The organism is Leucobacter komagatae (genome assembly GCF_006716085.1).
In the GTDB taxonomy this organism is placed as follows: Bacteria; Actinomycetota; Actinomycetes; order Actinomycetales; family Microbacteriaceae; genus Leucobacter; species Leucobacter komagatae.
On the sequence record NZ_VFON01000001.1, the window covers coordinates 571,728 to 594,949 of the forward strand.

Sequence of the window (23,222 nt, forward strand, 5' to 3'; positions counted from 1 at the left end):
ACCGATCTGCGCACGAGACCTGCGCCGCGCAGCGCGACTTCGTAGGATGAGACCATCCGACACACCACATGATGGAGGCGAAGTGGCCACAATGAGAGAAGTCGTGTTCGTAGACGGGGTTCGCACCCCCTTCGGGCGCGCTGGGGAAAAGGGCATGTACGCGGGAACCCGCGCTGATGATCTCGCCGTGAAGGCACTCCAGGGGCTCATGGAACGAAACCCCAACGTCCCGCTCGATCGCATTGATGATGTGGGCATCGCGGCGACCACCCAGCAGGGTGACCAGGGTCTGACCCTCGGCCGCTCAGTCGCGATCCTCGCGGGGCTCCCCCAGACCGTCCCGGGCTTTGCGCTCGACCGCATGTGCGCGGGCGCGATGACGACGGCGTCGTTCATGGGCGCTGCTATCGGGGCCGGCCAGTACGACCTCGCAGTCGCAGGCGGCGTCGAGCACATGGGCCGTCACCCGATCGGCGAGGGCGCAGACCCGAACCCCCGCTTCGTCGCCGAGAAGATGGTGAGCCCCGATGCGCTCAACATGGGCATGACCGCGGAGCGGCTGCACGACCGCTTCCCGCAGCTCACCAAGGAGCGCTCCGACCGCTTCGGCATGCTCAGCCAGCAGAAGGTGCAGGCGGCGTACGATCGCGGCGACATTCAGCCAGACCTCGTTCCCGTCGCGTTCCAGTCCGCGCAGGGCTGGGGTATGGCAACCGAAGACGAGGGGCGCCGCCCCGAGACGACGATGGAGGGGCTCGCGACGCTGAAGACCCCGTTCCGCCCCCACGGTCGCGTGACGGCCGGCACCGCGTCGCCGCTCACCGATGGCGCGACGATGTCGCTGCTCGCCGGCGGCGACACCGCGAAGGAGCTCGGCCTCAAGCCGAAGATGCGCCTCGTCTCGTTCGCCTTTGCCGGCGTCGAGCCCGAGGTCATGGGCCTCGGCCCGGTCCCCTCAACCGAGAAGGCCCTCAAGAAGGCGGGCCTGTCAATTAACGACATCGGCCTGTTCGAACTTAATGAGGCGTTCGCCGTGCAGGTGCTCTCGCTGCTCGATCACTTTGAGATCGCCGATGACGACCCGCGCGTCAACATGTGGGGCGGCGCGATCGCCATTGGCCACCCGCTTGCGGCAACCGGCGTTCGCCTCATGATCCAGCTCGCGCGCCAGTTCGAGCAGCGCCCCGACGTGCGTTACGGGGTCACCGCGATGTGCGTTGGCCTCGGCCAGGGCGGCACCCAAATTTGGGAGAACCCACACTTCAACGGCAAGAAGGGCAAGTAACGCCATGACTGACTACAGCAAGATCGACTTCTCCCCCATCATCGACGCCTCGGCTGACGAGGTCGTGACCGAGTCGTACGTTCGCGACGTGAAACTGCCCTCCGGCGGCACACTCGCGCTCATCACACTCGACAACGGGCGCGACTACACACGCCCGAACACCCTGGGCCCCCGCACGCTGCAGGGCCTCGAGCGCGTGCTCGACGAGCTCACGGCCCGGGCCTCGGCCGGCGAGATCCAGGCCGTCGCGGTCACCGGCAAGCAGTTCATCTTTGCCGCCGGCGCCGACCTCTCAAAGGTCTCGACGCTCGCGACCCGTGAGAACGCGCTACTCATGGGCCAGTACGGCCACCGCGTGCTCGGCAAGTTCAGCACCATCGGCGTGCCCTCGTTCGCGTTCGTCAACGGGCTCGCGCTCGGTGGGGCGCTCGAGATCGCGTTGAACTGCACCTACCGCACCGTTGACTCTTCGGCCGCTGCGATCGCGTTCCCCGAGGTCTTCCTCGGCATCATCCCCGGCTGGGGAGGTGCGACGCTTCTGCCGAACCTCATCGGCATCGAAAACGCGCTCAAGGTGATCGTCTCGAACCCGCTGCAGAACAACCGCATGCTGAAGCCGAAGCAGGCCCTCGAGCTCGGCATCTTCGACACGATGTTCGGCGCCGCAAGCTTCCTCGAGCAGTCGGTCGCGTGGGCCGACGGTGTGCTCACGGGCAAGACGAAGGTCGAGCGCCCGAACGAGCCCGGCAAGATCGAGCGTATGACCAAGTGGCCGATCGCGATCAAGGTCGCGCGCGACACCGTCAAGGGCCGCCTAGGCACGGCCGCGAAGTCGCCGTACGCGGCGCTCGATCTGCTCGCCGCGGCAAAAGACAACGACGTGGCCGCTGGTTTCGCTCGCGAGGATGAGGCGCTCGCCGAACTCATCTCGGGCGACCAGTTCGCCGCCTCGATCTACGCCTTTGACCTGGTGCAGAAGCGCGCAAAGCGCCCCGCCGGCGCCCCTGACAAGGAGCTCGCGAAGAAGGTACAGAAGGTCGGCATCATCGGCGCTGGCCTCATGGCGAGCCAGTTCGCGCTGCTTTTCGCGCGCAAGCTTCGCGTGCCCGTCGTGATCACCGACCTCGACCAGGGGCGCGTGGACAAGGGCGTCGCCTACATTCACGGCGAGATCGACAAGATGCACGGCAAGGGCCGGCTCTCAAGCGACGACGCCAACCAGGTGAAGGCGCTCGTCACCGGCACGACCGACAAGTCGCTGTTCGCTGATTGTGACTGGGTCATCGAGGCTGTCTTCGAGGAGCTGTCGGTGAAGCAGCAGGTCTTCGCTGAGATCGAGCCGATCATCGCCGAGGACGCGATCCTCGCGACGAACACCTCCTCGCTCTCGGTCGAGCAGATCGGCGCAAACCTGAAGCACCCGGAGCGCCTCGTTGGGTTCCACTTCTTCAACCCGGTCGCGGTCATGCCCCTCATCGAGGTCGTGAAGAGCCCCGCGACCGGTGAGGGCGCGCTCTCGACCGCGATGGTCATCGCGAAGAACCTCGGCAAGAGCGCGATTATCACCGCTGACCGCCCCGGCTTCGTGGTGAACCGCCTGCTCGCGAAGGTCATGGGCGAGGCGGCGCGCGCGCTCGATGAGGGCACTCCGCTCCCCGTTGTTGAGCAGTCGCTCGCGCCCATCGGACTGCCGATGGGGCCGTTCGAACTGATCGACCTTGTCGGCTGGAAGGTCGCCGCGCACGTGCAAGACACGATGGTCGGGGCGTTCCCTGAGCGCTTCTACGCGTCGCCGAACATGCACGCGATCGCCGAGCTTGACGAGCCGCTCGTCAAGAACAAGCTTGGCAAGGTCGAGGATCTCTCGAAGGCCGCGAAGAAGGCCCTGAAGTTCGGCAAGACCCCGGTGACCGCCGAGGAGATTCTGCGTCGGGTTGAAGACGAGCTCGCGAACGAGATCAAGATCATGCTCGACGAGGGTGTGGTGCACGCCGCCGAGGACATCGACCTCGGCCTGATTCTGGGCGCCGGCTGGCCGTTCCAGGCGGGTGGCGCGACGCCGTACCTCGACCGCGTCGGAGCGTCGGAGCGGGCGTTCGGCGGCACGTTCCACGACCCCCGTATCGCCGCGGTCTCCTAGCCCGCTCCCGGCTTCGGAAAGTTCGCCCCGCTTCCCCCTCTCACGGGTGGGAGGCGGGGCGAACTGCGTTCACGGCGTCGGGTCTGCGGCGTCGGGTTGCACCTCGCCACCGGTGTCTGCGCACCCACTTGCACCCACATGCGCCCAAATATTCGGTTGGGCCTCAAATACCCTCAGGATTAGAGGTGGAACGGAAGATTTGGGGTGTTGTGGGTGGTGGTGCCGGTGCAGCCCGCGCCATCAGCCCGCGCGAGCACGGACGCGCTACTCGGGCCGAGCCGCAGGCAGCCGAGTGCCGTGCACCTGCTCGACGATTTCGGCGGCGATCTGCGGCGCGGTGAGGCCCGCGTCCTCGAGCAGCTCGTCGCGGCTCGCGTGCTCCAAGAACTCGTAGGGGGTGCCAAGCTCGGAGACGGCCGTGTCGACGCCGGCCTCACGGAGCTCCTGCCGGATCGTGGTGCCAACGCCGCCAACGCGCAGCCCGTCCTCAATGCTCACGACGAGTCGGTGAGTCGCAGCGAGATCAATGACTGAGCGCATCACCGGAATCACCCAGCGCGGGTCAATCACCGTCGAGGTGATGCCCTGCTCTGCGAGGATCGCCGCCGCATCGAGCGCAGTCCGCGTCATGGGCCCGACCGCAACGAAGAGCACGTCGGCCGACACCGCCAGCGGGCCCTCGGCCGGCGCAGTGGTCTGCTCGCCCGCGTAAAGCACGTCGACGCCGTCTTCGGTGCGCCAGAGCCCGGGAAGCGGGACCCCGACGGAACCCTTCGGGTAGCGGATAACGGTCGGTGCGTCCTCAACGACGACCGCCTCGCCGAGCGTCTCTCGGAGCGTTGCTTCGTCCCGGGGCGCCGCGATGCGAATGCCTGGCACGATCTGAAGCATCGCAAGATCCCACACACCGTTGTGGCTCGCGCCGTCAGGCCCGGTAATACCGGCGCGGTCAAGCACAAACGTCACGCCGGCGCGGTGGAGGCCGACGTCCATGAGCACCTGGTCGAAAGCGCGGTTCATGAAGGTTGCGTAGATCGCCACGACGGGATGGAGGCCGCCGTAGGCAAGACCAGCTGCAGTCGTCACCGCGTGCTGCTCAGCGATGCCGACGTCGTACACGCGCTGCGGGAATGCCTGGGCAAAGCCGTCGAGCCCTGTGGGCCTGAGCATCGCCCCGGTGATACCGACGAGCTTCGGGTGCTGATGCGCGAGTGCGACGATCTCTTCGCGGAACACTGAAGTCCACCCGCGCTCGGACGAAGCGCTGAGCGGGGCTCCGTTGTCGGGATTGATCTGACCGATCGCGTGGAACTGATCTGCCTCGTCGTTCACCGCCGGAGCGTAGCCGCGACCCTTCTCCGTGATCACGTGCACGAGGGCCGGACGGCCGTACCCCTTCGCCTGCTTGAGCGCGACCTCAACGGCGGCCAGGTCGTGCCCGTCAACGGGGCCGACGTACTTGATGTCGAGGTTTGCATACAGATCCTGATTGCCGGAGGCGCGCGAGACGAAGCCGCGCAGGGCACCGCGCGCGGCGCGATACACGGTGCGGCCCGCGGCACCAAAGTTGTTGAAGAGCCGCTCGCTCCCCTCCTGCAGGTCGCGGTATCCCCCGGTAACGCGCACCCCGTTCAAGAAGCGCGCCATGCCGCCGATGGTCGGCGCGTAGGATCGGCCGTTGTCGTTCACGACGATGATGAGATTGCGGTCGTTGTCGTCGGTGATGTTGTTGAGCGCTTCCCAGGTCATGCCACCCGTGAGCGCGCCATCGCCGACGACGGCGACAACGTGGCGATCCTGCTTTCCGGTGCTCGCGAAGGCTCGCGAGATGCCGTCTGCCCAACTCAGCGAGCTCGAAGCATGCGAGCTCTCCACGACGTCGTGGACGCTTTCGGACCGCTGCGGGTAGCCCGCGAGGCCACCGCGCTTTCGCAGGTCGGTGAAGTCCTTGCGCCCGGTCAGGATCTTGTGAACGTAGCTCTGGTGACCGGTGTCCCAAACAATGGGGTCGTTCGGCGAATCAAACACGCGGTGCAGCGCGATCGTGAGCTCAACGACGCCCAGGTTCGGCCCCAGGTGACCGCCCGTCTTCGAGACCTCGGCGATCAAGAACTCGCGAATGTCAGCCGCGAGCTCCACGCACTCCTCGGGGGTTAGCGCGTCGAGATCTCGGGGTCCAGTAATTCGCTCAAGCACCCACTCAGTCTACTGAACAAAGCCGTACGGTCTCCGACCGGCGCGGTGCCGCGCCGCGTTGGCGCGGTCGGGCGAGGCGCAGCAATGTAGGCCGGCCGCTATGGCTGGTCGTCTCTGTGCGGGCTAGCCTCAGGAAGGCTCCGCAATTGTTGCACCAGTTCGTCGATGAAGTCGTCCACGTCATCGACGAGGTAACCGACACGGAACCAGGCCATCACCTTGAATCGAGACTGCACCGCCGCGCGGGCAAGCTCGTCCCCGGGCACACCGGCCCCTACCTGCTGCGCGAGATCGTCGAGGAAGGCATCGACATCGCCAAGGTCGTACCTCCCCGAGTACTTGGAGGTGCGGAACTGCTGGCTGATGATCCGTTGCGCGAGGTCGGCTCTGGCGCTCATGTGATGCTCCTTCGTGTCTCTGCCCGTGCTCTTACGCTAGCAACCCTGCAATTTGTTCGAGATCTGAGGATCGGCCGACCGACGCGCCAACAACGCGGAGGACCCCGCGCCAATAGGCGCGGGGTCCTCCGGTAGCGAACGGGCTCAGGGAACCCGGTGCCGGTGCTTAGACGAGCGAACGCAGCACGTACTGCAGGATGCCGCCGTTGCGGTAGTAGTCCGCCTCACCCGGGGTGTCGATACGAACGACAGCGTCGAACTCGACGACCGAGCCGTCTTCCTTAGTTGCCTTGACGCTCACGGTCTTCGGGGTGACGCCCTCGTTGAGCTGCGCGACACCGGTGATGTCGAACGTCTCGGTGCCGTCGAGGCCGAGCGAGTCAGCGCTCTTGCCGACCGGGAACTGCAGCGGCAGCACGCCCATGCCGATGAGGTTCGAGCGGTGAATACGCTCGAAGCTCTCGGTGATGACCGCCTTGACGCCGAGGAGGCTGGTGCCCTTCGCCGCCCAGTCGCGCGACGAGCCCGAGCCGTACTCCTTGCCGCCGAGGACGACGAGCGGGGTCCCGGCTGCCTGGTAGTTCTGCGACGCGTCGTAGATGTACGACTGCGGGCCGCCCTCCTGCGTGAAGTCACGCGTGAAGCCACCCTCGACGTTGTCGAGGAGCTGGTTGCGGAGGCGGATGTTCGCGAACGTGCCGCGAATCATGACCTCGTGGTTACCGCGGCGCGAGCCGTAGGTGTTGAAGTCGCGAACCGCGATGCCGTTTTCGACGAGGTACTTACCGGCCGGGGTCTCGGCGCGGAAGCTACCTGCGGGGCTGATGTGGTCGGTCGTGACCGAGTCGCCAAGCTTCGCAAGGACGCGTGCGCCGGTGATGTCAACGACGGGCGCGGGCGTGAGCTCCATGCCGTCGAAGTACGGTGCCTTGCGAACGTAGGTCGACTTGTCGTCCCACGCGAAGGTGTTACCCTCGGGGGTCGGCAGCGCCGTCCAGTGCTCGTCGCCGTCGAAGACGGTTGCGTACTTCTCGCGGAACATGTCGGAGTCGATCGACGCGTCGGCGATCTTCTGCACCTCGGTCGGGTCGGGCCAGATGTCGCGAAGGAACACGTCGTTGCCCTCGGAGTCCTGCCCGAGCGACTCGTTCTCGAAGTCGAAGTCCATCGTGCCGGCAAGCGAGTACGCAACGACGAGCGGGGGGCTCGCGAGGTAGTTCATCTTGATATCCGGGTTGATGCGACCCTCGAAGTTACGGTTACCCGAGAGCACCGCGGTCACAGCGAGGTCGTTGTCGTTCACTGCCTGCGAGATCTCGTCGTTCAGGGGGCCGGAGTTACCGATGCAGGTCATGCAGCCATAGCCGACGAGGTAGAAGCCGAGCGCCTCGAGGTCGGAGCGCAGGCCCGACTTCTCGTAGTAGTCGGTGACGACCTTCGAGCCCGGCGCGAGCGTGGTCTTGACCCACGGCTTCGCCTGGAGGCCCTTCGCGACGGCGTTGCGTGCGAGCACGCCGGCGGCGAGCATCACCGATGGGTTCGAGGTGTTCGTGCACGACGTGATGGACGCGAGCGTCACTGCGCCGTGGTCGAGCTCGAACTCGCGGCCCTTGTCGTCCTTCACCTTGGCGGGATTCGATGCCTCGGTGTAGTTCTTCAGGTCGGTCTCGAACTGAGTCTTCGCAGCGGAGAGCTCGATGCGGTCCTGGGGACGCTTCGGGCCGGCGATCGACGACACGACGGTGCTGAGGTCAAGCTCGAGGTACTCCGAGAACACGGGCTCGTTCGCCGGGTCGTGCCACAGGCCCTGCGCCTGCGAGTACGCCTTGACGAGCTCAACCTGCTCGTCCGAGCGGCCGGTGAGGCGCATGTAGTCGAGGGTGACCTCGTCGACGGGGAACATTGCAGCGGTCGAGCCGAACTCGGGGCTCATGTTGCCGATGGTCGCGCGGTTTGCGAGCGGCACCGAGCCAACGCCCTCGCCGTAGAACTCGACGAACTTGCCGACGACGCCGTGCTGGCGCAGCTGCTGGGTGATGGTGAGCACGACGTCCGTCGCGGTCACGCCAGCGGGGATCTTGCCCGAGAGCTTGAAGCCGACGACACGCGGGATGAGCATGGAGATCGGCTGGCCGAGCATTGCTGCCTCGGCCTCGATGCCGCCAACGCCCCAGCCGAGCACGCCGAGGCCGTTCTGCATGGTGGTGTGCGAGTCGGTACCAACGGCGGTGTCGGGGTACGCCTGGGTGACGCCGTCAACGTCGCGCGTGAAGGTCACGCGAGCGAGGTGCTCGATGTTCACCTGGTGCACGATGCCGGTCCCCGGGGGGACGACCTTGAAGTCGTCGAACGCGCCCTGGCCCCAGCGGAGGAACTGGTAGCGCTCGCCGTTGCGCTCGTACTCCATGGCCACGTTCTTCGCGAACGCTTCCTTGTTGCCGTACGAGTCCGAGATGACCGAGTGGTCAATCACGAGCTCGGCGGGAGCGAGCGGGTTGATCTTGTCGGGGTTGCCACCGAGGTCGGTGACGGCCTCGCGCATGGTCGCGAGGTCGACGATGCAGGGAACGCCGGTGAAGTCCTGCATGATGACGCGAGCCGGGGTGAACTGGATTTCGGTGTCGGGCTCTGCCGACGGATCCCAACCACCGAGCGCCTCGATGTGCTTCGAGGTGACGTTCGCGCCGTCCTCGGTGCGGAGCAGGTTCTCGAGGAGAACCTTCAAGCTGTAAGGAAGTCGCGCGCTGCCGGCGACCTCAGAAATCTTAAAGATTTCGTAGTTCTTGTCTCCGACGGCAAGCGTGTCGCGTGCGCCGAAGCTGTTGATCGATGCCATGAGGTTCCTCCAAAGTCTCTCGATGTCAAGATAAATCCTACACCCTCACGGCGACCTCCGCTGTCACTCCGACGGGGTGTTCTCCCCCGAGATTACGCCCTTTTCGCCGCTCGAATCATCTGATGAAGATTGGAGGCGCTGCACGACGAACCACGTTACGACGATGATGACGGCAAACAGCGGCACCCCCATCACGATTCTCGCGACGCCGAGGGCCTCGACACGCTCTGCGAGGTACATCGGCAGTTGCACTGCGAGGCGCGCAACGAAGAGCGCAAGCCACATCACGGTGAGCCAGAGGGCGGTTCGGCGAACTTTGGGTGTCCGCCGCCACCCGCGCATGTCGCCGTCGAGCATGCCGATAAGCAGCCCGACCGCGGGCCACCCCACCAGAATCGAAATGAGCAGCCCGGCCGCCCACACCGTATTCACGATGAAGCCCGAAAGGAAGTAGTCGACGCCGCGCCCCGTGATGAGGGTGATGATGACAGCAACGCCAACGCCGAGCACGCCCGACAGTGCCGACACGATCGTTTCGCGCCGCACGAGCCGGGCAATCACCATGACGAGCGCGAGGCCGCCCGGAACGAGCGCGGAGAGCCGAGCATCCTTTGTCGCGACAAAGAGCACGACGAACAGCAGGCTTGGAACGATCGCTTCGACAACGCCACGCACGCCACCGATCGCATCAAGGACGCCGGCCGCGGTGAGATCCTCACCCGATCCGCCCGCGCGAACCGCGCGCGCAATGCCGCCATTCAGCGCCGGGAGCTTGGCGGCACCGCTTGCCTGCGGCGAGGGATCCTGCTCGGCCCCCTCTGCCTCGTGTGGCTCGCGCGGGGTCGCGGTCACTCGCCCGCCGGTCCGGTGGGCTGCGCGCCTGGCTGCACGCCGGCGGGCACCTTCAGCGGGAGAAGATCGCCGGGAGGCATCGGGAGGTCGCCGCGCACGACGACGATCTCGCGGAAGAGCTCGATGAGTTCCTCGCGCGCGGCCGCATCGACCGCCGCCTTGCCCATGAGGATCCCGCGCAGGATCCAGCGCGGCCCGTCGACGCCGATGAAGCGCGCTGCGCGGGTGCCGCCGCCCTGCTCGGCGGGTACCTGGGTTGCGGTGAGAAGCTCGGCGCCGAGCGCGCCGTCCTCTTCAACTACCTCAGCGCCCTGAGCTGCGAGCTGAGTGGTGAGGTCGCGCCGGATCTGGTGCCACATGCCGCTCGATTTCGGCGCCGAGAACGCCTGCACCTGGAGCAGCGATTCCGCGTACTCGAGGGAGACCGCGACGACGCGCTTCGCGCGCTCGTCAACCTCGAGGCGCATCTGGAGCCCCTCGCGTGGGGCGATCTTGATGCCGCCGAGATCGACGTAGGGGCGCATCGCGGGCACCTCCGAGAAGTCGAACGGGCCAGCCGTTGCGCGGTCTTCCGGCGCAGACTTGCTCGTATCGACCGCGTCGACAGCCTCAGCGGCGGCGTCGGCTTCGGTGGTGGTGGCCTCGGCCGACTCAGCGGCCTCGTTGGTTGCGTCTTCGTTCATTGTTTCAGTCTCCTCGTTCCTGGGCGGGGCTGCGGCGCGCGGTTAGGCGGCGCCACTCACGCCCGTTGATCCGAATCCGTTTGCACCGCGCACCGAGTCCGCGGGAAGCTCGTCGACCGGCTCGAAGATCGCGCGGGTCACCGGCATGACAATCACCTGGGCGATCCGGTCACCAACCGCGACATCGAAGCTCGCGCGCTGGTCGGTGTTGAGCAGCGTCACCTTAATCTCGCCGCGATAGCCAGCGTCGACGGTTCCCGGTGAGTTCACCACGGTGATCCCGTGCTTCGCAGCGAGGCCGCTACGCGGCACCACGAAGGCGGCGTACCCCTCCGGCAGGGCGATCGATACGCCCGTGCCAATGAGGGCACGCTCGCCGGGGGCAAGCGTCACTGCCTCAGCGGCGCACAGGTCTGCGCCGGCGTCGTCGGCGTGGGCATACAGCGGGGGTCGCTCCGCAACGATAGGAACGCGTACTACATCAGTCACGCCCACAGGCTATCGGATCGGCCGCAGAACGCGCGCGTCCCCCACGGAAACCCGCCACGGAGGTGGCGCTCAGCAAGCACGTCAGATTGGCGAGATAATGGGGCTATGACCGCAACTACTCCGGCAGCAACCTACCGCGAACGCCTTCTCCCGGGAATCGGGTTCTTTGGCGCCTGGCTGCTCCTCATCCCCGCGACGGCCCTCGTGATGACACCCATCAACAAGGGAGCTGCTATCCCCGTTGCCATCGGCCTGTACGTGCTCGTTGCGCTGATCTTCGTCGCGCTCAGCCCGGTCATCGCGGTCGAGAACGGTGAGCTGCGGGCGGGCCGTGCCACAATCCCGCTCAAGTTTGTGGGTGAGGTCACCCCCCTGGGGCAGGATGCGCTGAGAAACGTGATCGGCCCCGGCGCCGACGCGCGCAGCTACATGGTCGTCCGCGGCTGGATCCACCGGGGCGTGCAGGTCGAAATCACCGACGAGAGCGACCCGACCCCGTACTGGGTCATTACAAGCCGAAAGCCGCTAGCCCTCAAAGAGGCGCTAGCGGCTAGCAAGCAGAGCGCTTAGTCTCGGCGGGAGCTGGGCCCGAGCAGAGCGCTTAGGCGTCGCACTCCACGCAGATCGGGCCGAGGTCGATCTCGCGCGACAGCTGTGAGCGGTGACGAACGAGGAAGCAGTTCACGCAGGTGAACTCGTCCGCCTGCTGCGGCAGAACGACGACGTCAAGTTCAACATCGGAGAGGTCTGACCCGCCGAGATCGAAGCTGGGGTTGTCAGCGTCTTCCGAGTCGAGCGACGACGGCCCCTTGGAAGGCCCACGCTCCTTGAGCGCTTCAATCGACTCAGCGGTTTCGTCGTCGTTCTTGCGCGGTGCGTCGTAATCGGTTGCCATGTTTCTCCTGCTTTTCGTCGCGGCTGGCTTTGGGAGCGGCCATAGTCTGCCCGATAGATCGTTCGAACGCAAACCAATATTGCTGAGAGCGATCGGAGAGCACCGAACTATCCCCCACTCGCCCGGTTCAATCCGCGTTTCAATCGGGAAGCTGTGGCACTCTTGAGCGAACACCGAAGGGATCTGCAATGGATGAACTGCGCGTAGTACGGCGCGAAGACGGCTCACTCATCCTCGCGAACGAGCTCGGCGAGGAATACCGGTTGGCGATCGACGAGTCGGTCGCGCAGGAGGTGCGGCTTGCCCTGCCTCGCGCCGCGAGCGCGGTCCGGGTGCGCCCCCGAGAGATTCAGGCGCTGCTCCGCGCCGGCAAGAGCCGGGCCGAGGTCGCTGCGGAGACTGGCCTCGAAGAGGCGGATGTCGAGCGGTTCGAGGAGCCCGTCCGGGCCGAGAAGCGATACATGCTCGACCTCGCGCACGCCGTGGTCGTTCGTACCGATCCCACCGGTACGAACGGTTCGCCCTCCGCGAACGACGACGAGCAGCGCTTCGGGCAGGTCATCGCCGAGCGGCTCGTCGGCCTCGGAAACGTCAACAGCGAGTGGCGCTCGTGGCGCGACGAAGAGGCGGGCTGGCTTGTTGGCCTCGCGTTCGACTCCCGCGACGGCGATCACGACGCCGTCTGGAGTTTTGACCACAAGAAGCGCGTGCTGAGCCCGCTCACCCCGGACGCCACGAACCTGTCGAAGGTCGGCGAGATCGGCGACAGGCTCATCCCGAAGCTTCGCGCCGTGGACGCTGACGAACCGGAGCGGGCGGCGAAGCCCGAACCCGCGCCGTTTGACCCCGACGGCCTCCTCGCGCCGACCCAGGAAGTTGAACCGCTTCCCGCGGCCGACACTCCCGGTAACGCCGCGGTGGCAGACTCAGCGGGCGAAGAGCCCATCAATGCTGACGCCGAGTATGAGCGCCGGCGCGAGATCGATCACCTCGCCGTCAAGACGACCGACGACGACGGGCACGACCTCAGCCAGACCGCCGACCTGCTCGATGCACTGCGCCGCCGCCGCGGCGAACGGTCCCGCGAAGCCGCGGAGTCGCTTGCCGAGCAGAATCAGGGGGCCGCGGGCGATGACTCCGCAGACCCCTCGCCGCTTGAGGTGCTCGGCCTCCCGCCACGCGCGCCGAGCACGCGGCGCGGCGCTGCCGCGAATATCTGGGGAACTGCCGGGGTGTCCGGCGTTTCCGGCGATGAGGATCCCGCGCCCACGAATGCCACACGCGAGAGCGGCTCCGGCGCAGGCACGGGCGAAGGTGACAGCGCCGACACCGCCCAGCTCCGCGCAGTCCCGCCCGCGCCTATGGCGGACCCAATGCCTGAGGCCGGTGACGGAACGGAGCCCGGCGCGGATTCATCTGCAAGCGACGCAACCGACGCAGCGCCGTCCCAGGCTCAGCGTGGGGACCGCGGTCAGAGCGGTGGTCGCGAGGGCCGCGGCTCGAAGCGCGGCCGGTCGTCGATCCCGAGCTGGGACGATATCCTCTTCGGCACCCGCAGCGACGACGATCCGGCCTAGCAACGCGGCCCGGGAGCAGAGCTAGGAGCGCGCCGACCCGACGAGCTCGACGGCTTTGCCGAACCCGCTCCCCGCGAGCGCACCGCCGAGAAGAAGCGGGATGCCGCGCTCCTCATCCGTCCACGAGCCGTGCTGGCCGACCATGTCGAGCGACTGCGGGTCGTCCGCTGTCGTGTAGTAGGCGCACTGTGCCCGGGCCGCAATGATGACCTGGCCCATGCGCTCGGGAACGCCAGCCGTCACGGTGCTCCCGAGCACACCCGAGTTGAAGACCTCGTCGCGCGTGGTGACCCACGCACGCTTCCCCTCGCGCGCCTCAAGCGCTGCCGCGAAGGCGCCTACGTCGGCGCCTTCGGCGAGAAAGAACGTGCGGAAGCGGGGCTCGCCGCCGACCGCGACAACGTCAGCGAACTCGCGGGCCTCGAGGTCAAACACGATCTGCTGATGAGGGGCAACATCGACCATGCCGTGGTCGGCGGTCACGATCACACCTGTGCCGGCGGGCAGGCCCAGCATGAAGTCCGCGAGCGCCTGATCGAGCTGTTCGAGACGCCGTGACCACTCGCCGCTCTCCCAGCCGTATTTGTGCCCCGCACGGTCGAGCTCGTCGACGTACACATACGCGAGGGTCGGAATGCCGGAGTCGATGTCGCGCCTCGCGGCAGTCAGCCGCTCAGCCGTGGTGTCGCCGCCGACGTACTCCGAGCCGGTGAGCATGGCCCGGGTCAGCCCGCTCGAAGCGTGCGCGGGCCGGCCGTAGGCGCGCGGGCGGACGCCGAGGCGGGCCGCTTCCGCGAACAGCGGCTCCGAGTGCTGCCACCCCCGCGGATCGGCGATGCCCTCCCAGTCGCGCAGCGGCGAGAGCAGGCCCAGAACGGGGTGCATGATGCGATACCCGACGAGCCCGTGTTCGGCTGGCAGCCGACCCGTCGTGAGCGTTGTGAGCGCCGCGCCGGTCGTCGACGGGGTGACTGTCGTGATGCGGCGCTGAGCTAAGCCCGAGAGCGTCGGCGCGTGGCCTTTGCGGGCCTTGAGGTTCGCGCTGCCGAGCCCGTCAACGGCGAGCACGACGAGCGAGTGCAGCGCAGGGAGCAACTGGGCGGCCGCCGCGAGTTGCGATTGCGGCGCGCGCTCTGCAGGGTCGAGCCCGGTGGCGCTTCTAAGCGTCGCCTCGGGTGAGGCGCCGTGGCCGAGCGCGAGAGCAGCGAGCCCAGTCGGGAATATCGCGGCAAGCCTCCCGCCGTTGTCGGTGGCAGTCGGTAGCATAATCCCATTATGGCCGACGCAACCGACATGGACCTTCCCGGTGCAGCGCACGAAGCTGCCGGGGAGCGCATTGAAGATATCGACATCTCGCAGGAGATGGAGGGCTCGTTTCTTGAGTATGCCTATTCGGTGATCTACTCGCGCGCGCTCCCCGACGCGCGCGACGGCCTGAAGCCGGTACAGCGCCGCATCCTCTACATGATGACCGACATGGGGCTGCGCCCCGACAAGGGCCACGTGAAGTCGGCCCGCGTCGTCGGCGAGGTGATGGGCAAGCTGCACCCGCACGGCGACTCCTCGATCTACGACGCACTCGTTCGCCTGTCGCAAGACTTCGCGATGCGACTCCCCCTCGTTGACGGCCACGGCAACTTCGGCTCGCTCGACGACGGCCCCGCCGCTTCTAGGTACACAGAGGCGCGCCTCGCGGGCGCCGCGCTCGCAATGACCGAGGCGCTCGACGAAGACGTTGTCGACTTCGTACCCAACTACGACAACCAACTCTTGCAGCCGGACGTGCTGCCGTCAGCGGTGCCAAACCTGCTCGTGAACGGCGCAAGCGGCATCGCTGTTGGCATGGCCACGAACCTGGCGCCCCACAACCTCGTCGAGGCGATCGAGGGTGCCAAGCACCTGCTCTACCACCCCGACGCCACCGTGGAAGAGCTCATGGAGTTCATCCCCGGCCCCGATCTCCCGGGGGGCGGCACGATCGTCGGGCTCGACGGCGTGACCGACGCCTACCGCACGGGCCGCGGCGCGTTCCGCACGCGCGCGAAGGTGTCCGTCGAACAAATCGGCCCGCGCCGCACCGGCCTCGTCGTGACCGAACTGCCGTACCTTGTCGGGCCAGAGCGCGTCATCGAGAAGATCAAGCAGGGCGTCGAGACGAAGAAGATTACCGGCATCACCGATGTCGTTGACCTGTCCGACCGCAAGAACGGGTTGAAGCTCGTCATCACCCTGAAGACCGGCTTCTCCCCCGAAGCCGTACTCGAACTCCTCTACAGGTACACGCCGCTCGAGGATTCGTTCAGCATCAACTCCGTCGCGCTCGTCGACGGCCAGCCGCAGACCCTGAGCCTACGCGAGATGCTTCGTGTCTTCCTCGATCACCGCATGTCGGTCGTCACCAGGCGAAGCGAGTACCGACTGCGGAAGCGTCGTGAGCGACTGCACCTCGTTGAGGGCCTGCTCATCGCGATCCTCGACATCGACGAGGTCATCCAGGTCATCCGTACGAGCGACGACTCTGAGGAGGCTCGGACTCGGCTGCAGCAGGTATTCGATCTGTCAGAGCCGCAGGCCGAGTACATCCTCGAGCTGCGCCTGCGCCGCCTCACGAAGTTCTCACGGGTCGAGCTCGAGGGTGAGCGCGATCAGCTGAAGGCAGAGATCGAAGCGCTCCTCGAGATTCTCGGCAGCAAGGAACGCTTGCAGGCCGTCGTCGCCGGCGAGCTTGATGAAGCCTCGGCGGCGTACGGCACGCCCAGGCGCACGCTCCTTACGGGCGCCGTCGCTCGGCCCTCCCGCGCGGCCGTCACGCCCGACGCGATGCAGGTTGCGGATAGCCCGTGCACGGTCATGCTCTCGGCGACTGGCCGTGCGCTGCGCATCGACCGCGACCCCGAAGCAGAAGACACTGCGCGCGCCACGCCCCGAGCGACGAAGCACGGCGCCGTCCTGGCCCGAGTCGACTCCACGGTGCGGGGCGAGCTCGGCGCGATTCTGTCAGACGGCACGCTGCACCGGTTCGCCCCCGTCGACCTGCCGCTCGTGCCGGCTGCGTCTATCGCGTTCTCGGCGGGCGTGAAGCTCACCGAGTACATCGGGCTCACCGACAAGAAGCTCAGGGTTGTCGGCGTCGTTCCGCTCGACTCTGAGACGCCTGTCGGCCTGTTCACCGCGCAGGGCGTTGTGAAGCGCGTCGTGCTCACCGACCTTCCGGCGCGGCCAGACTTCGAGGTCATCACGCTCAAGGCCCGCGACTCGGTTGTGTCGGCGTTCCCCGCGCCCGATGACACTGAGTTCGCGGCGGTCACGTCCGACGCCCAGCTGCTGCGCTTTGACGCTTCGACGGTTCGCCCGCAGGGCCGCCCGGCCGGCGGAATGGCCGGTATGAAGCTCGGGTCGGGCGCGAGCATCATCTTCGCCTCGGCCATTGGAAGCGACCTCGACGCACGCGTCGCAACTGTCGCCGAGGGCTCAGACGAGAACGCGCTGCTCAGTGCCGGCACCGCATCGGCTAAGGTCTCCGACTGGGCGGAGTTCCCGGCAAAGGGGCGCGCGACCGGTGGCGTTCGCGCCCAGCGCTTCCTGAAGGGTGAGGATCGCCTGGTCGCCGCATGGGTTGGCGTCGGCGAGCCGCGCGCGCTGGCGTCAGACGGGGCCGCGCGTAAGCTCCCTGACGATCTCGGGAAGCGCGACGGCTCGGGCACGCCCCTCGATGGGGCCGTCGCCTTCATCGGCGAGGCACCCTAGCGGCACCTGGCGGGCGCCCCGCCCTTTCTCGGCAGGGCGCCCGCAGCACCGCACGTTTCCAGGCAAATCCTCACCCCGTATGCCAAATCCGGGGGCTTTCCCGATACGAAGTGCCGATCGAACTCGGAGCGCAGGGGGTTTTCCCCTGTTGAGAGGGTTCAGCCGCTGAGAGCGTGCGGGTGCTGAGAGCGTTCAGCCGTTGCGCCCTACAGTCCGATGAGCGCGACGCCGCACACGACCACAACGGCGGCGGTGAGGCGGAGCGCAGGGTTGCTCTCTCGGTACCTGAATACCCCGTAGAGCCCGACGAGCACAACGCTGGTCTCACGCATGGGGGCGACCAGGGACAGCGGGGCGATCGTCGCGGCGGTGAGCACGAGCACGTACGACAGCGGCGACAGCACCCCGAACGCGAGAAGGCTGCGCCAGTTCGTCCGAAGCTCGCCCCGCATACGCCTTGCCGGACTGAGGCCCCGTGCGCCCTCGACGCCGAGCATGCCGCCGAAGATCACGGCCTCGGCCACGCTGGTCCCGACCATGAATGCGACGGGCGCGATTCCGAAGCCGTTCACCATCGAGACGTCCCACAGCGTGTACGTTGCGATCGCGACGCCGGTGAGCAAGCCGAACACGATCGATGGGTCAAAACGTGACCGCCGCACGGGCCCAGAGAACTGCTGGTCGCTCGGTGCGCTCCGACGGCCGATCAGCCCGAATGCCGTGACTCCGACGACGACGAGCAGCACGCCCGACAGCGAGAGCAGACCTGGCCGTTCGCCGAACAGCAGGATCGAAACGATCACCGTGAGCACCGGTCCGCTTCCGCGAGCCGTGGCGTAAACGGTGCTCAGATCGCCCGCGCGATACCCGCGCTGAAGCACAAGCATGTACAGCACGTGCAGCACCCCGGACACCGCGACCGCGAGCATGAAGGGCCAGAACCCACCCGAGCCGATCCCGCCGGTGAACGGGATCGCCACCGACCAGACGACCGCGCTGACAATCGCGCCCCAGAAGAGGAACGGAATGCCTGATCTACTCGACTTCGCCGCGAGGATGTTCCACGCGGCGTGCGCGAACGCCGCAGCGAGGACAAGGCCGAGAGCTGTGAGAGTCATCGGGCGCGGACGCTACGCGTCGATGCGCTCGCGGTCGAGGTCGTCCGCGTTCTCGATAATGAACTCCTTGCGCGGCGCGACGTCGTTGCCCATGAGCAGCTCGAACATCTGGGCAGCGGCGTGCGCATCCTCGAGGCGAACCCGGCGGAGGGTGCGATGCTCGCGGTCCATCGTTGTCTCGGCCAGCTGATCGGCGTCCATCTCCCCGAGGCCCTTGTAGCGCTGAATCGGCTCCTGGTACTTCTTGCCCCGCTTGCGCAGGTCGGTCAGTAGCGTCTGCAGTTCCTTCTCGCTGTAGGTGTAGATCACGTCGTTCGGCTTCCTGCCCGAGTTCTGCACGATCACGCGGTGCAGCGGAGGAACGGCAGCGTACACCCTTCCGGCCTCAAGCATCGGCCGCATGTACCGGAAGAACAGCGTCAGCAGCAGTGTGCGGATATGCGCGCCGTCGACATCTGCGTCGCTCATGAGAATCACCTTGCCGTAGCGGGCAGCCTCAATATCGAAGTCGCGGCCGGAGCCAGCCCCGATGACCTTGATGATCGCGCCGCACTCGGCGTTCGAGAGCATCTCGGCGAGCGAGGCCTTCTGGACGTTCAGTATCTTGCCGCGAATGGGCAGGAGCGCCTGGTACTCGCTGTCGCGCGCGGGCTTCGCTGTGCCGAGCGCGCTGTCGCCCTCAACGATGAAGAGTTCGGAGTTCGCGACATCTTTCGAGCGGCAGTCTATGAGCTTCGACGGCAGCGAAGAGCTCTCAAGGGTGCTCTTTCGGCGAGCGGTGTCGCGCTGCGCGCGCATCGCGATCCGAGATTTCATCTCGGAGACCATCTTCTCGAGCAGTGTGCCCGTCTGCGCTTTGTCGTGCTTCTTCGTGGACTCGTAACGTTCAGTGAGCGCGCTCGTCACCGCCCGGGAAACGATCTGTCGCACGGCAGCCGTGCCGAGCACCTCTTTCGTCTGGCCCTCGAACTGCGGCTCGGGGACGCGCACCGTCACGACGGCGGTCAGGCCGGTGAGAATGTCGTCCTTATCCGGTTTGTCCGAGCCGGCCTTGAGCTTGCGGGCGTTCGCCTCAATCTGCTTGCGGAAGAACTTCGTGAGGCCCTGCTCGAAGCCGGCCAGGTGCGTGCCGCCCTTGGGCGTCGCAATGATGTTCACAAAGCTCTGGACTTCGGTGTCGTAACCGGTGCCCCACCGCAGCGCGATGTCAACCTCGCACTCGCGCTCGACCTCGCGCGACACGAGGTGGCCAGTCTCCTCATCCATGACGGGAACGGTCTCGGTGAACTTGCCCGAATCCTGCACCCGCCACGTGTCAGTCACGGGGGCGTCGAGGGCGAGGAAGTTCACGAACTCGGCGATTCCACCCTCGTAGTTGAAGGTGTGCGTGGCGGGCGCGCCAGACTCGTCAAGCGACTCGGCCCGGTTGTCTTCAATCTCAATGGTGAGGCCGGTGACCAGGAAGGCCGTCTGGCGAGCTCTCGCGACGAGCGAATCGACCTCGAACCGCGCGGTCGGCAGGAAGATCTGCGGGTCGGCCCAGTAGCGCACGCGCGTGCCGGTGACGCCCTTCTTCACCTTGCCGACGACGCGTAGCTCGGTCGCCCTGTCATACGGCGTGAAGTCGCTGTCGGGGCCGTCGCCAGCAAAGACGCCGGGCTCGCCGTGACGGAACGACATCGTCCAGGTCTTGCCGTCGCGATCGACCTCGACGTCGAGACGCGAAGACAGTGCGTTCACGACGGAGGCACCAACGCCGTGCAGGCCACCCGACGACGCGTACCCACCGCCGCCAAACTTTCCGCCGGCGTGCAACTTGGTGAACACCAGCTCGACGCCGCTCAGGCCACTTCGCGGCTCAATGTCCACGGGCACGCCTCGACCGTTGTCGGCAACGGTGACGCTGCCGTCGGCGTGCAGCGTAATTCCGATGTTTGAGCCGTGGCCCGCAAGAGCCTCGTCGACGGAGTTATCAATGATCTCCCAGAGGCAGTGCATGAGGCCGCGCGAGTCGGTCGTGCCGATGTACATACCCGGGCGCTTGCGAACGGCTTCGAGCCCCTCGAGGACGGTGAGGTGCCTGGCGGAGTAACTGGATTCAGCCACGTGGAAGAACCTGCTTTCTAAGAGACTCCCCTACTGTAGAGCACACCACCGACGCGCGGGGCCAACGGGCGCGGCGAGTGCGGAGACAGGGGAAGCGTAGCCGCGTCAACCGTACGCGGTCAGCGAAACAAGGCCGCCAAACAGCGCGCGTGGGGCAAAGTGATGGTTGGATAGAGGTACCTGAAGAACTGGGAGGTGGCCATGAGCACACTCGAACACACCGCTGACGTAGCGGAGGTCACTGCGGCGGATCGTCCGCTTAGCGGCCTTGACCGTTGCGATAGCTGCGGCGCGCAAGCCTACGTCCGCGTCACGTTGAGCGGCAGCGAGCTGCTCTTCTGCGCACACCACGCCACGAAGCACGAAGCCAAGCTCCGCCCAATGGCAGAGGCCTGGCACGACGAAAGCCACAAGCTGAGCGCATAGCGACAGCTGCACAACTGAGTGAGCCCCCGGGGAGATTCCCCCCGGGGGCTCACTCGCGTTTGCCAACCCTGCACACCGGGCCGGAACGCGCGAAGGGGGTGTCACACGGTCTCCCGTGTGACACCCCCTTCGCGCTTCTCGCGTCGCTCGATGCTAGTCGAGGTAGTCGCGCAGCTGCTGGCTCCGCGACGGGTGGCGAAGCTTCGCCATCGTCTTCGACTCGATCTGCCTGATCCGCTCGCGGGTCACGCCGAACGTATCGCCAATCTGGTCGAGGGTCTTCGGCATCCCGTCACCGAGGCCAAAGCGCATCTTGATCACGCCAGCCTCACGCTCCGACAGCGAGTCGAGCAGCTGCTCGAGCTGCTGCTGCAGCATCGTGAAGCCGACGGCGTCGGCGGGAACGATCGCCTCGGTGTCCTCAATGAGGTCACCGAACTCGCTGTCGCCATCCTCGCCGAGCGGGGTGTGAAGCGAAATCGGCTCGCGACCGTACTTCTGCACCTCGATGACCTTCTCGGTGGTCATATCGAGCTCACGGCTCAGCTCTTCAGGAGTGGGCTCTCGCCCGAGATCCTGCAGCATCTGCCGCTGCACGCGGGCGAGCTTGTTGATGACCTCGACCATGTGCACAGGGATACGGATAGTACGGGCCTGGTCGGCCATGGCGCGGGTAATCGCCTGGCGAATCCACCACGTCGCGTACGTCGAGAACTTGAAGCCCTTCGTGTAGTCGAACTTCTCGACCGCACGAATCAGGCCAAGGTTGCCCTCCTGGATGAGGTCCAGGAACTGCATGCCACGACCCGTGTAGCGCTTCGCAAGCGACACCACGAGGCGGAGGTTCGCGCCGAGCAGGTGGCTCTTCGCGCGCTGGCCATCGCGGGCAACCCACTTGAGCTCGCGCTCAAGCTTCTTGGGCAGGCCCTTCTCGGTGCCGAGCTTCTCCTCGGCGAACAGGCCGGCTTCGATGCGCATCGCAAGCTCGACCTCTTCTGCCGCGTTGAGCAGGGCAACCTTACCGATCTGCTTTAGGTAGTCCTTGACCGGGTCGGCTGTCGCGCCGGGAATCGCGGTCGTGACCGTTGGCACGTCCTCTTCATCGCCAGCCTTCAGGACAATGGCGCCGGTCGGGAGGGGCTCGCGGTGCTCGGCTACCGGCTGATCTTCTTCAGCCTGCTCGTCAACCTCAGTCACCTCGGCCTCATCGGGCGTGTCGATGATTTCATCGACAGCCTTCTTCGCGCGGGTCGCTGGCTTTTTTGCAGGAGCCTTCTTTGCCGCGGTCGTCTTCGCTGCCGACGCGGCCTTCTTGGCGGGGGCCTTCTTCGCAGGCGCCTCAGTAGCGCTCTGCTCTTCGCCCTCTGCCGCCTTCGCCGCGCGAGTCTTGGTCGTTGTCGCTGCTGCCACGCAACTTCCTCTCAGATCTCGTCGATGCGCGTCCAAATAACTGCGCACACCATGAAAACCCATGTCAAGCCCGCGGTATTCCCGCGCCGGTTGAATGGGTTCCTACCTCCTATTATTGCACGCCCGGGCCGTCGTTGTTTTCAGGACCCTGCTGGCGCTCCGCGAGGAACCGCTCGAGTTCGCTCGCGAGCTGGTCAGCGGTGGGCATTGAGCCCTCGTCGCCGAGCAGCGGGGCGCGCTCACCGTGCGCCTCAACGTACTGGTCGAAGCGCTGCTCAAGGTTCACGAGCATCTCACGGGACTCGTCGTTCTCGGCAATCTGGCGATCAACCTGAGCTCGGAACTCCTGCGCCCGCTCCTTGGCTTCATCGGTGGCAAAGAGCAACCCCGTGGCCGCCATGATGTTGTCGAGGGCCGCTGTGAGCAGCTCGGGGTACTCGTTGTTCGCGAGGTAGTGGGGCACGAGGTGCGCATACCCAACGACCTCCTCGCCAACTCCGTGCAGGCGGTGCTCGAGCACGTGAACGATGCTCGCAGGCAGACGCGTGGTCGGCTTCCACGCCGAGCGCTCCATAAGGTCCTCGCGGGTGCCGCTCACGGTCGCGACGATGGGGCGCGTGTGCGGCACGGGCATCGGAATCGCTTGCACCCAGGTGGTGAGCGACACCTCGAACTCGTGCACTAACAGCAGCACGGCATCGACGAACGCCTCCCAGCGGAAGTCAGGTTCGAACCCTGACAGGAGGAGGAACGGCGCTCCCAGCTCGTCGCGAGCAAGGCTCAGCACGAGCTCCTCTGGGCTGTAGTCGGTGAAGTGATCTTCATTGAAGGTGATGAGGGGCCGCCTCGCCCGATAATCGAGGAGCGAGTCGGCGTCGAAGCGAATAATTTCTTCGGGCTTGCACCGCTCCCAAAGGTACTGTTCGAGTTGGGAGACCGCATTGCCCGCGTCCGTTGAACCGGAAAGCGCTACGACGAGCGGGAGCCCCTTCGCGACACTCGCGCGGCGCTCCGCATAGACAGCTGAGAAGAGAGATTCGGTCACAATTCCATTGTACGAAACC

Annotated in this window: 18 protein-coding genes; 6 read left to right on the top strand and 12 right to left on the bottom strand. The window is 66.3% G+C overall.

What is annotated here, in order from left to right:
* Window positions 1–91 precede the first annotated feature (91 nt).
* Both FB468_RS02605 and FB468_RS02610 read left to right on the top strand, forming a co-directional pair.
* Entirely contained in the window at window positions 92–1,285 is a 1,194-nt protein-coding gene (locus FB468_RS02605) for a thiolase family protein (protein WP_425460804.1), read from the top strand.
* Window positions 1,286–1,289: 4 nt separating this feature from the next.
* Window positions 1,290–3,425 carry a 3-hydroxyacyl-CoA dehydrogenase NAD-binding domain-containing protein gene (locus FB468_RS02610; protein WP_141885965.1) on the top strand — a complete coding sequence of 712 codons (2,136 nt, stop codon included), beginning with the start codon at window positions 1,290–1,292 and terminating at the stop codon, window positions 3,423–3,425.
* A gap of 264 nt (window positions 3,426–3,689) precedes the next feature.
* On the opposite strand, the gene dxs is transcribed toward FB468_RS02610, so the two are convergent.
* The 6 genes from dxs to dut all read right to left on the bottom strand — a co-directional run bounded on the left by dxs (window position 3,690) and on the right by dut (window position 10,879).
* Window positions 3,690–5,621, bottom strand: coding sequence for a 1-deoxy-D-xylulose-5-phosphate synthase (dxs, locus tag FB468_RS02615; protein WP_141885966.1), 1,932 nt, complete (start codon window positions 5,619–5,621; stop codon window positions 3,690–3,692).
* Window positions 5,622–5,719: 98 nt separating this feature from the next.
* The gene (locus FB468_RS02620; protein ID WP_141885967.1) at window positions 5,720–6,019 is read right to left on the bottom strand and encodes a hypothetical protein; all 300 of its coding nucleotides are present in this window, start codon (window positions 6,017–6,019) and stop codon (window positions 5,720–5,722) included.
* 166 nt (window positions 6,020–6,185) lie between these two features.
* Window positions 6,186–8,855 (bottom strand): aconitate hydratase AcnA, encoded by a 2,670-nt coding sequence (gene acnA, locus FB468_RS02625; protein ID WP_141885968.1) that lies wholly within the window; start codon window positions 8,853–8,855, stop codon window positions 6,186–6,188.
* 63 nt (window positions 8,856–8,918) lie between these two features.
* On the bottom strand, window positions 8,919–9,707 hold the full coding sequence (locus FB468_RS02630) for a DUF3159 domain-containing protein (protein ID WP_141885969.1): 789 nt from the start codon (window positions 9,705–9,707) through the stop codon (window positions 8,919–8,921).
* Complete coding sequence (locus FB468_RS02635; protein WP_141885970.1) at window positions 9,704–10,390, bottom strand: DUF3710 domain-containing protein; 687 nt, start codon at window positions 10,388–10,390, stop codon at window positions 9,704–9,706. Before FB468_RS02635 ends, FB468_RS02630 begins: the two co-directional genes overlap by 4 nt.
* 42 nt (window positions 10,391–10,432) lie before the next feature.
* Complete coding sequence (gene dut / locus FB468_RS02640) at window positions 10,433–10,879, bottom strand: dUTP diphosphatase (RefSeq protein WP_141885971.1); 447 nt, start codon at window positions 10,877–10,879, stop codon at window positions 10,433–10,435.
* A 105-nt stretch (window positions 10,880–10,984) separates the two neighbouring features.
* Between dut and FB468_RS02645 the strand changes: the two genes are divergently transcribed.
* A complete protein-coding gene (locus FB468_RS02645) occupies window positions 10,985–11,449 on the top strand; it encodes a DUF3093 domain-containing protein (RefSeq protein WP_141885972.1) in 465 nt (154 codons plus the stop codon).
* 31 nt (window positions 11,450–11,480) lie between these two features.
* On the opposite strand, the gene FB468_RS02650 is transcribed toward FB468_RS02645, so the two are convergent.
* A complete protein-coding gene (locus FB468_RS02650; RefSeq protein ID WP_141885973.1) occupies window positions 11,481–11,774 on the bottom strand; it encodes a DUF4193 domain-containing protein in 294 nt (97 codons plus the stop codon).
* A 188-nt stretch (window positions 11,775–11,962) separates the two neighbouring features.
* On the opposite strand from FB468_RS02650, the gene sepH reads away from it, so the two are divergent.
* Window positions 11,963–13,351, top strand: coding sequence for a septation protein SepH (gene sepH, locus FB468_RS02655; protein ID WP_141885974.1), 1,389 nt, complete (start codon window positions 11,963–11,965; stop codon window positions 13,349–13,351).
* 21 nt (window positions 13,352–13,372) lie between these two features.
* On the opposite strand, the gene FB468_RS02660 is transcribed toward sepH, so the two are convergent.
* Complete coding sequence (locus FB468_RS02660) at window positions 13,373–14,617, bottom strand: alkaline phosphatase family protein (protein ID WP_141885975.1); 1,245 nt, start codon at window positions 14,615–14,617, stop codon at window positions 13,373–13,375.
* A gap of 9 nt (window positions 14,618–14,626) precedes the next feature.
* Between FB468_RS02660 and FB468_RS02665 the strand changes: the two genes are divergently transcribed.
* Complete coding sequence (locus FB468_RS02665; protein WP_246055712.1) at window positions 14,627–17,098, top strand: DNA gyrase/topoisomerase IV subunit A; 2,472 nt, start codon at window positions 14,627–14,629, stop codon at window positions 17,096–17,098.
* A gap of 206 nt (window positions 17,099–17,304) precedes the next feature.
* Here FB468_RS02665 and FB468_RS02670 read toward each other — a convergent pair whose 3' ends face one another.
* Both FB468_RS02670 and FB468_RS02675 read right to left on the bottom strand, forming a co-directional pair.
* Entirely contained in the window at window positions 17,305–18,216 is a 912-nt protein-coding gene (locus tag FB468_RS02670; RefSeq protein ID WP_141885976.1) for an SMR family transporter, read from the bottom strand.
* A gap of 12 nt (window positions 18,217–18,228) precedes the next feature.
* Window positions 18,229–20,322: a DNA gyrase/topoisomerase IV subunit B gene (locus FB468_RS02675; RefSeq protein ID WP_141885977.1), complete on the bottom strand. Its 2,094-nt coding sequence runs from the start codon at window positions 20,320–20,322 to the stop codon at window positions 18,229–18,231.
* Between the two features lie 201 nt (window positions 20,323–20,523).
* Between FB468_RS02675 and FB468_RS02680 the strand changes: the two genes are divergently transcribed.
* Window positions 20,524–20,748 carry a DUF7455 domain-containing protein gene (locus FB468_RS02680; RefSeq protein WP_141885978.1) on the top strand — a complete coding sequence of 75 codons (225 nt, stop codon included), beginning with the start codon at window positions 20,524–20,526 and terminating at the stop codon, window positions 20,746–20,748.
* Between the two features lie 153 nt (window positions 20,749–20,901).
* Here the strand turns inward: FB468_RS02680 and FB468_RS02685 are convergent, their stop codons facing one another.
* Window positions 20,902–22,158, bottom strand: coding sequence for an RNA polymerase sigma factor (locus tag FB468_RS02685; protein WP_246055713.1), 1,257 nt, complete (start codon window positions 22,156–22,158; stop codon window positions 20,902–20,904).
* 112 nt (window positions 22,159–22,270) lie between these two features.
* Window positions 22,271–23,203, bottom strand: a complete 933-nt coding sequence (locus FB468_RS02690) for a proteasome assembly chaperone family protein (RefSeq protein ID WP_141885980.1) — start codon at window positions 23,201–23,203, stop codon at window positions 22,271–22,273.
* Window positions 23,204–23,222 lie beyond the last annotated feature (19 nt).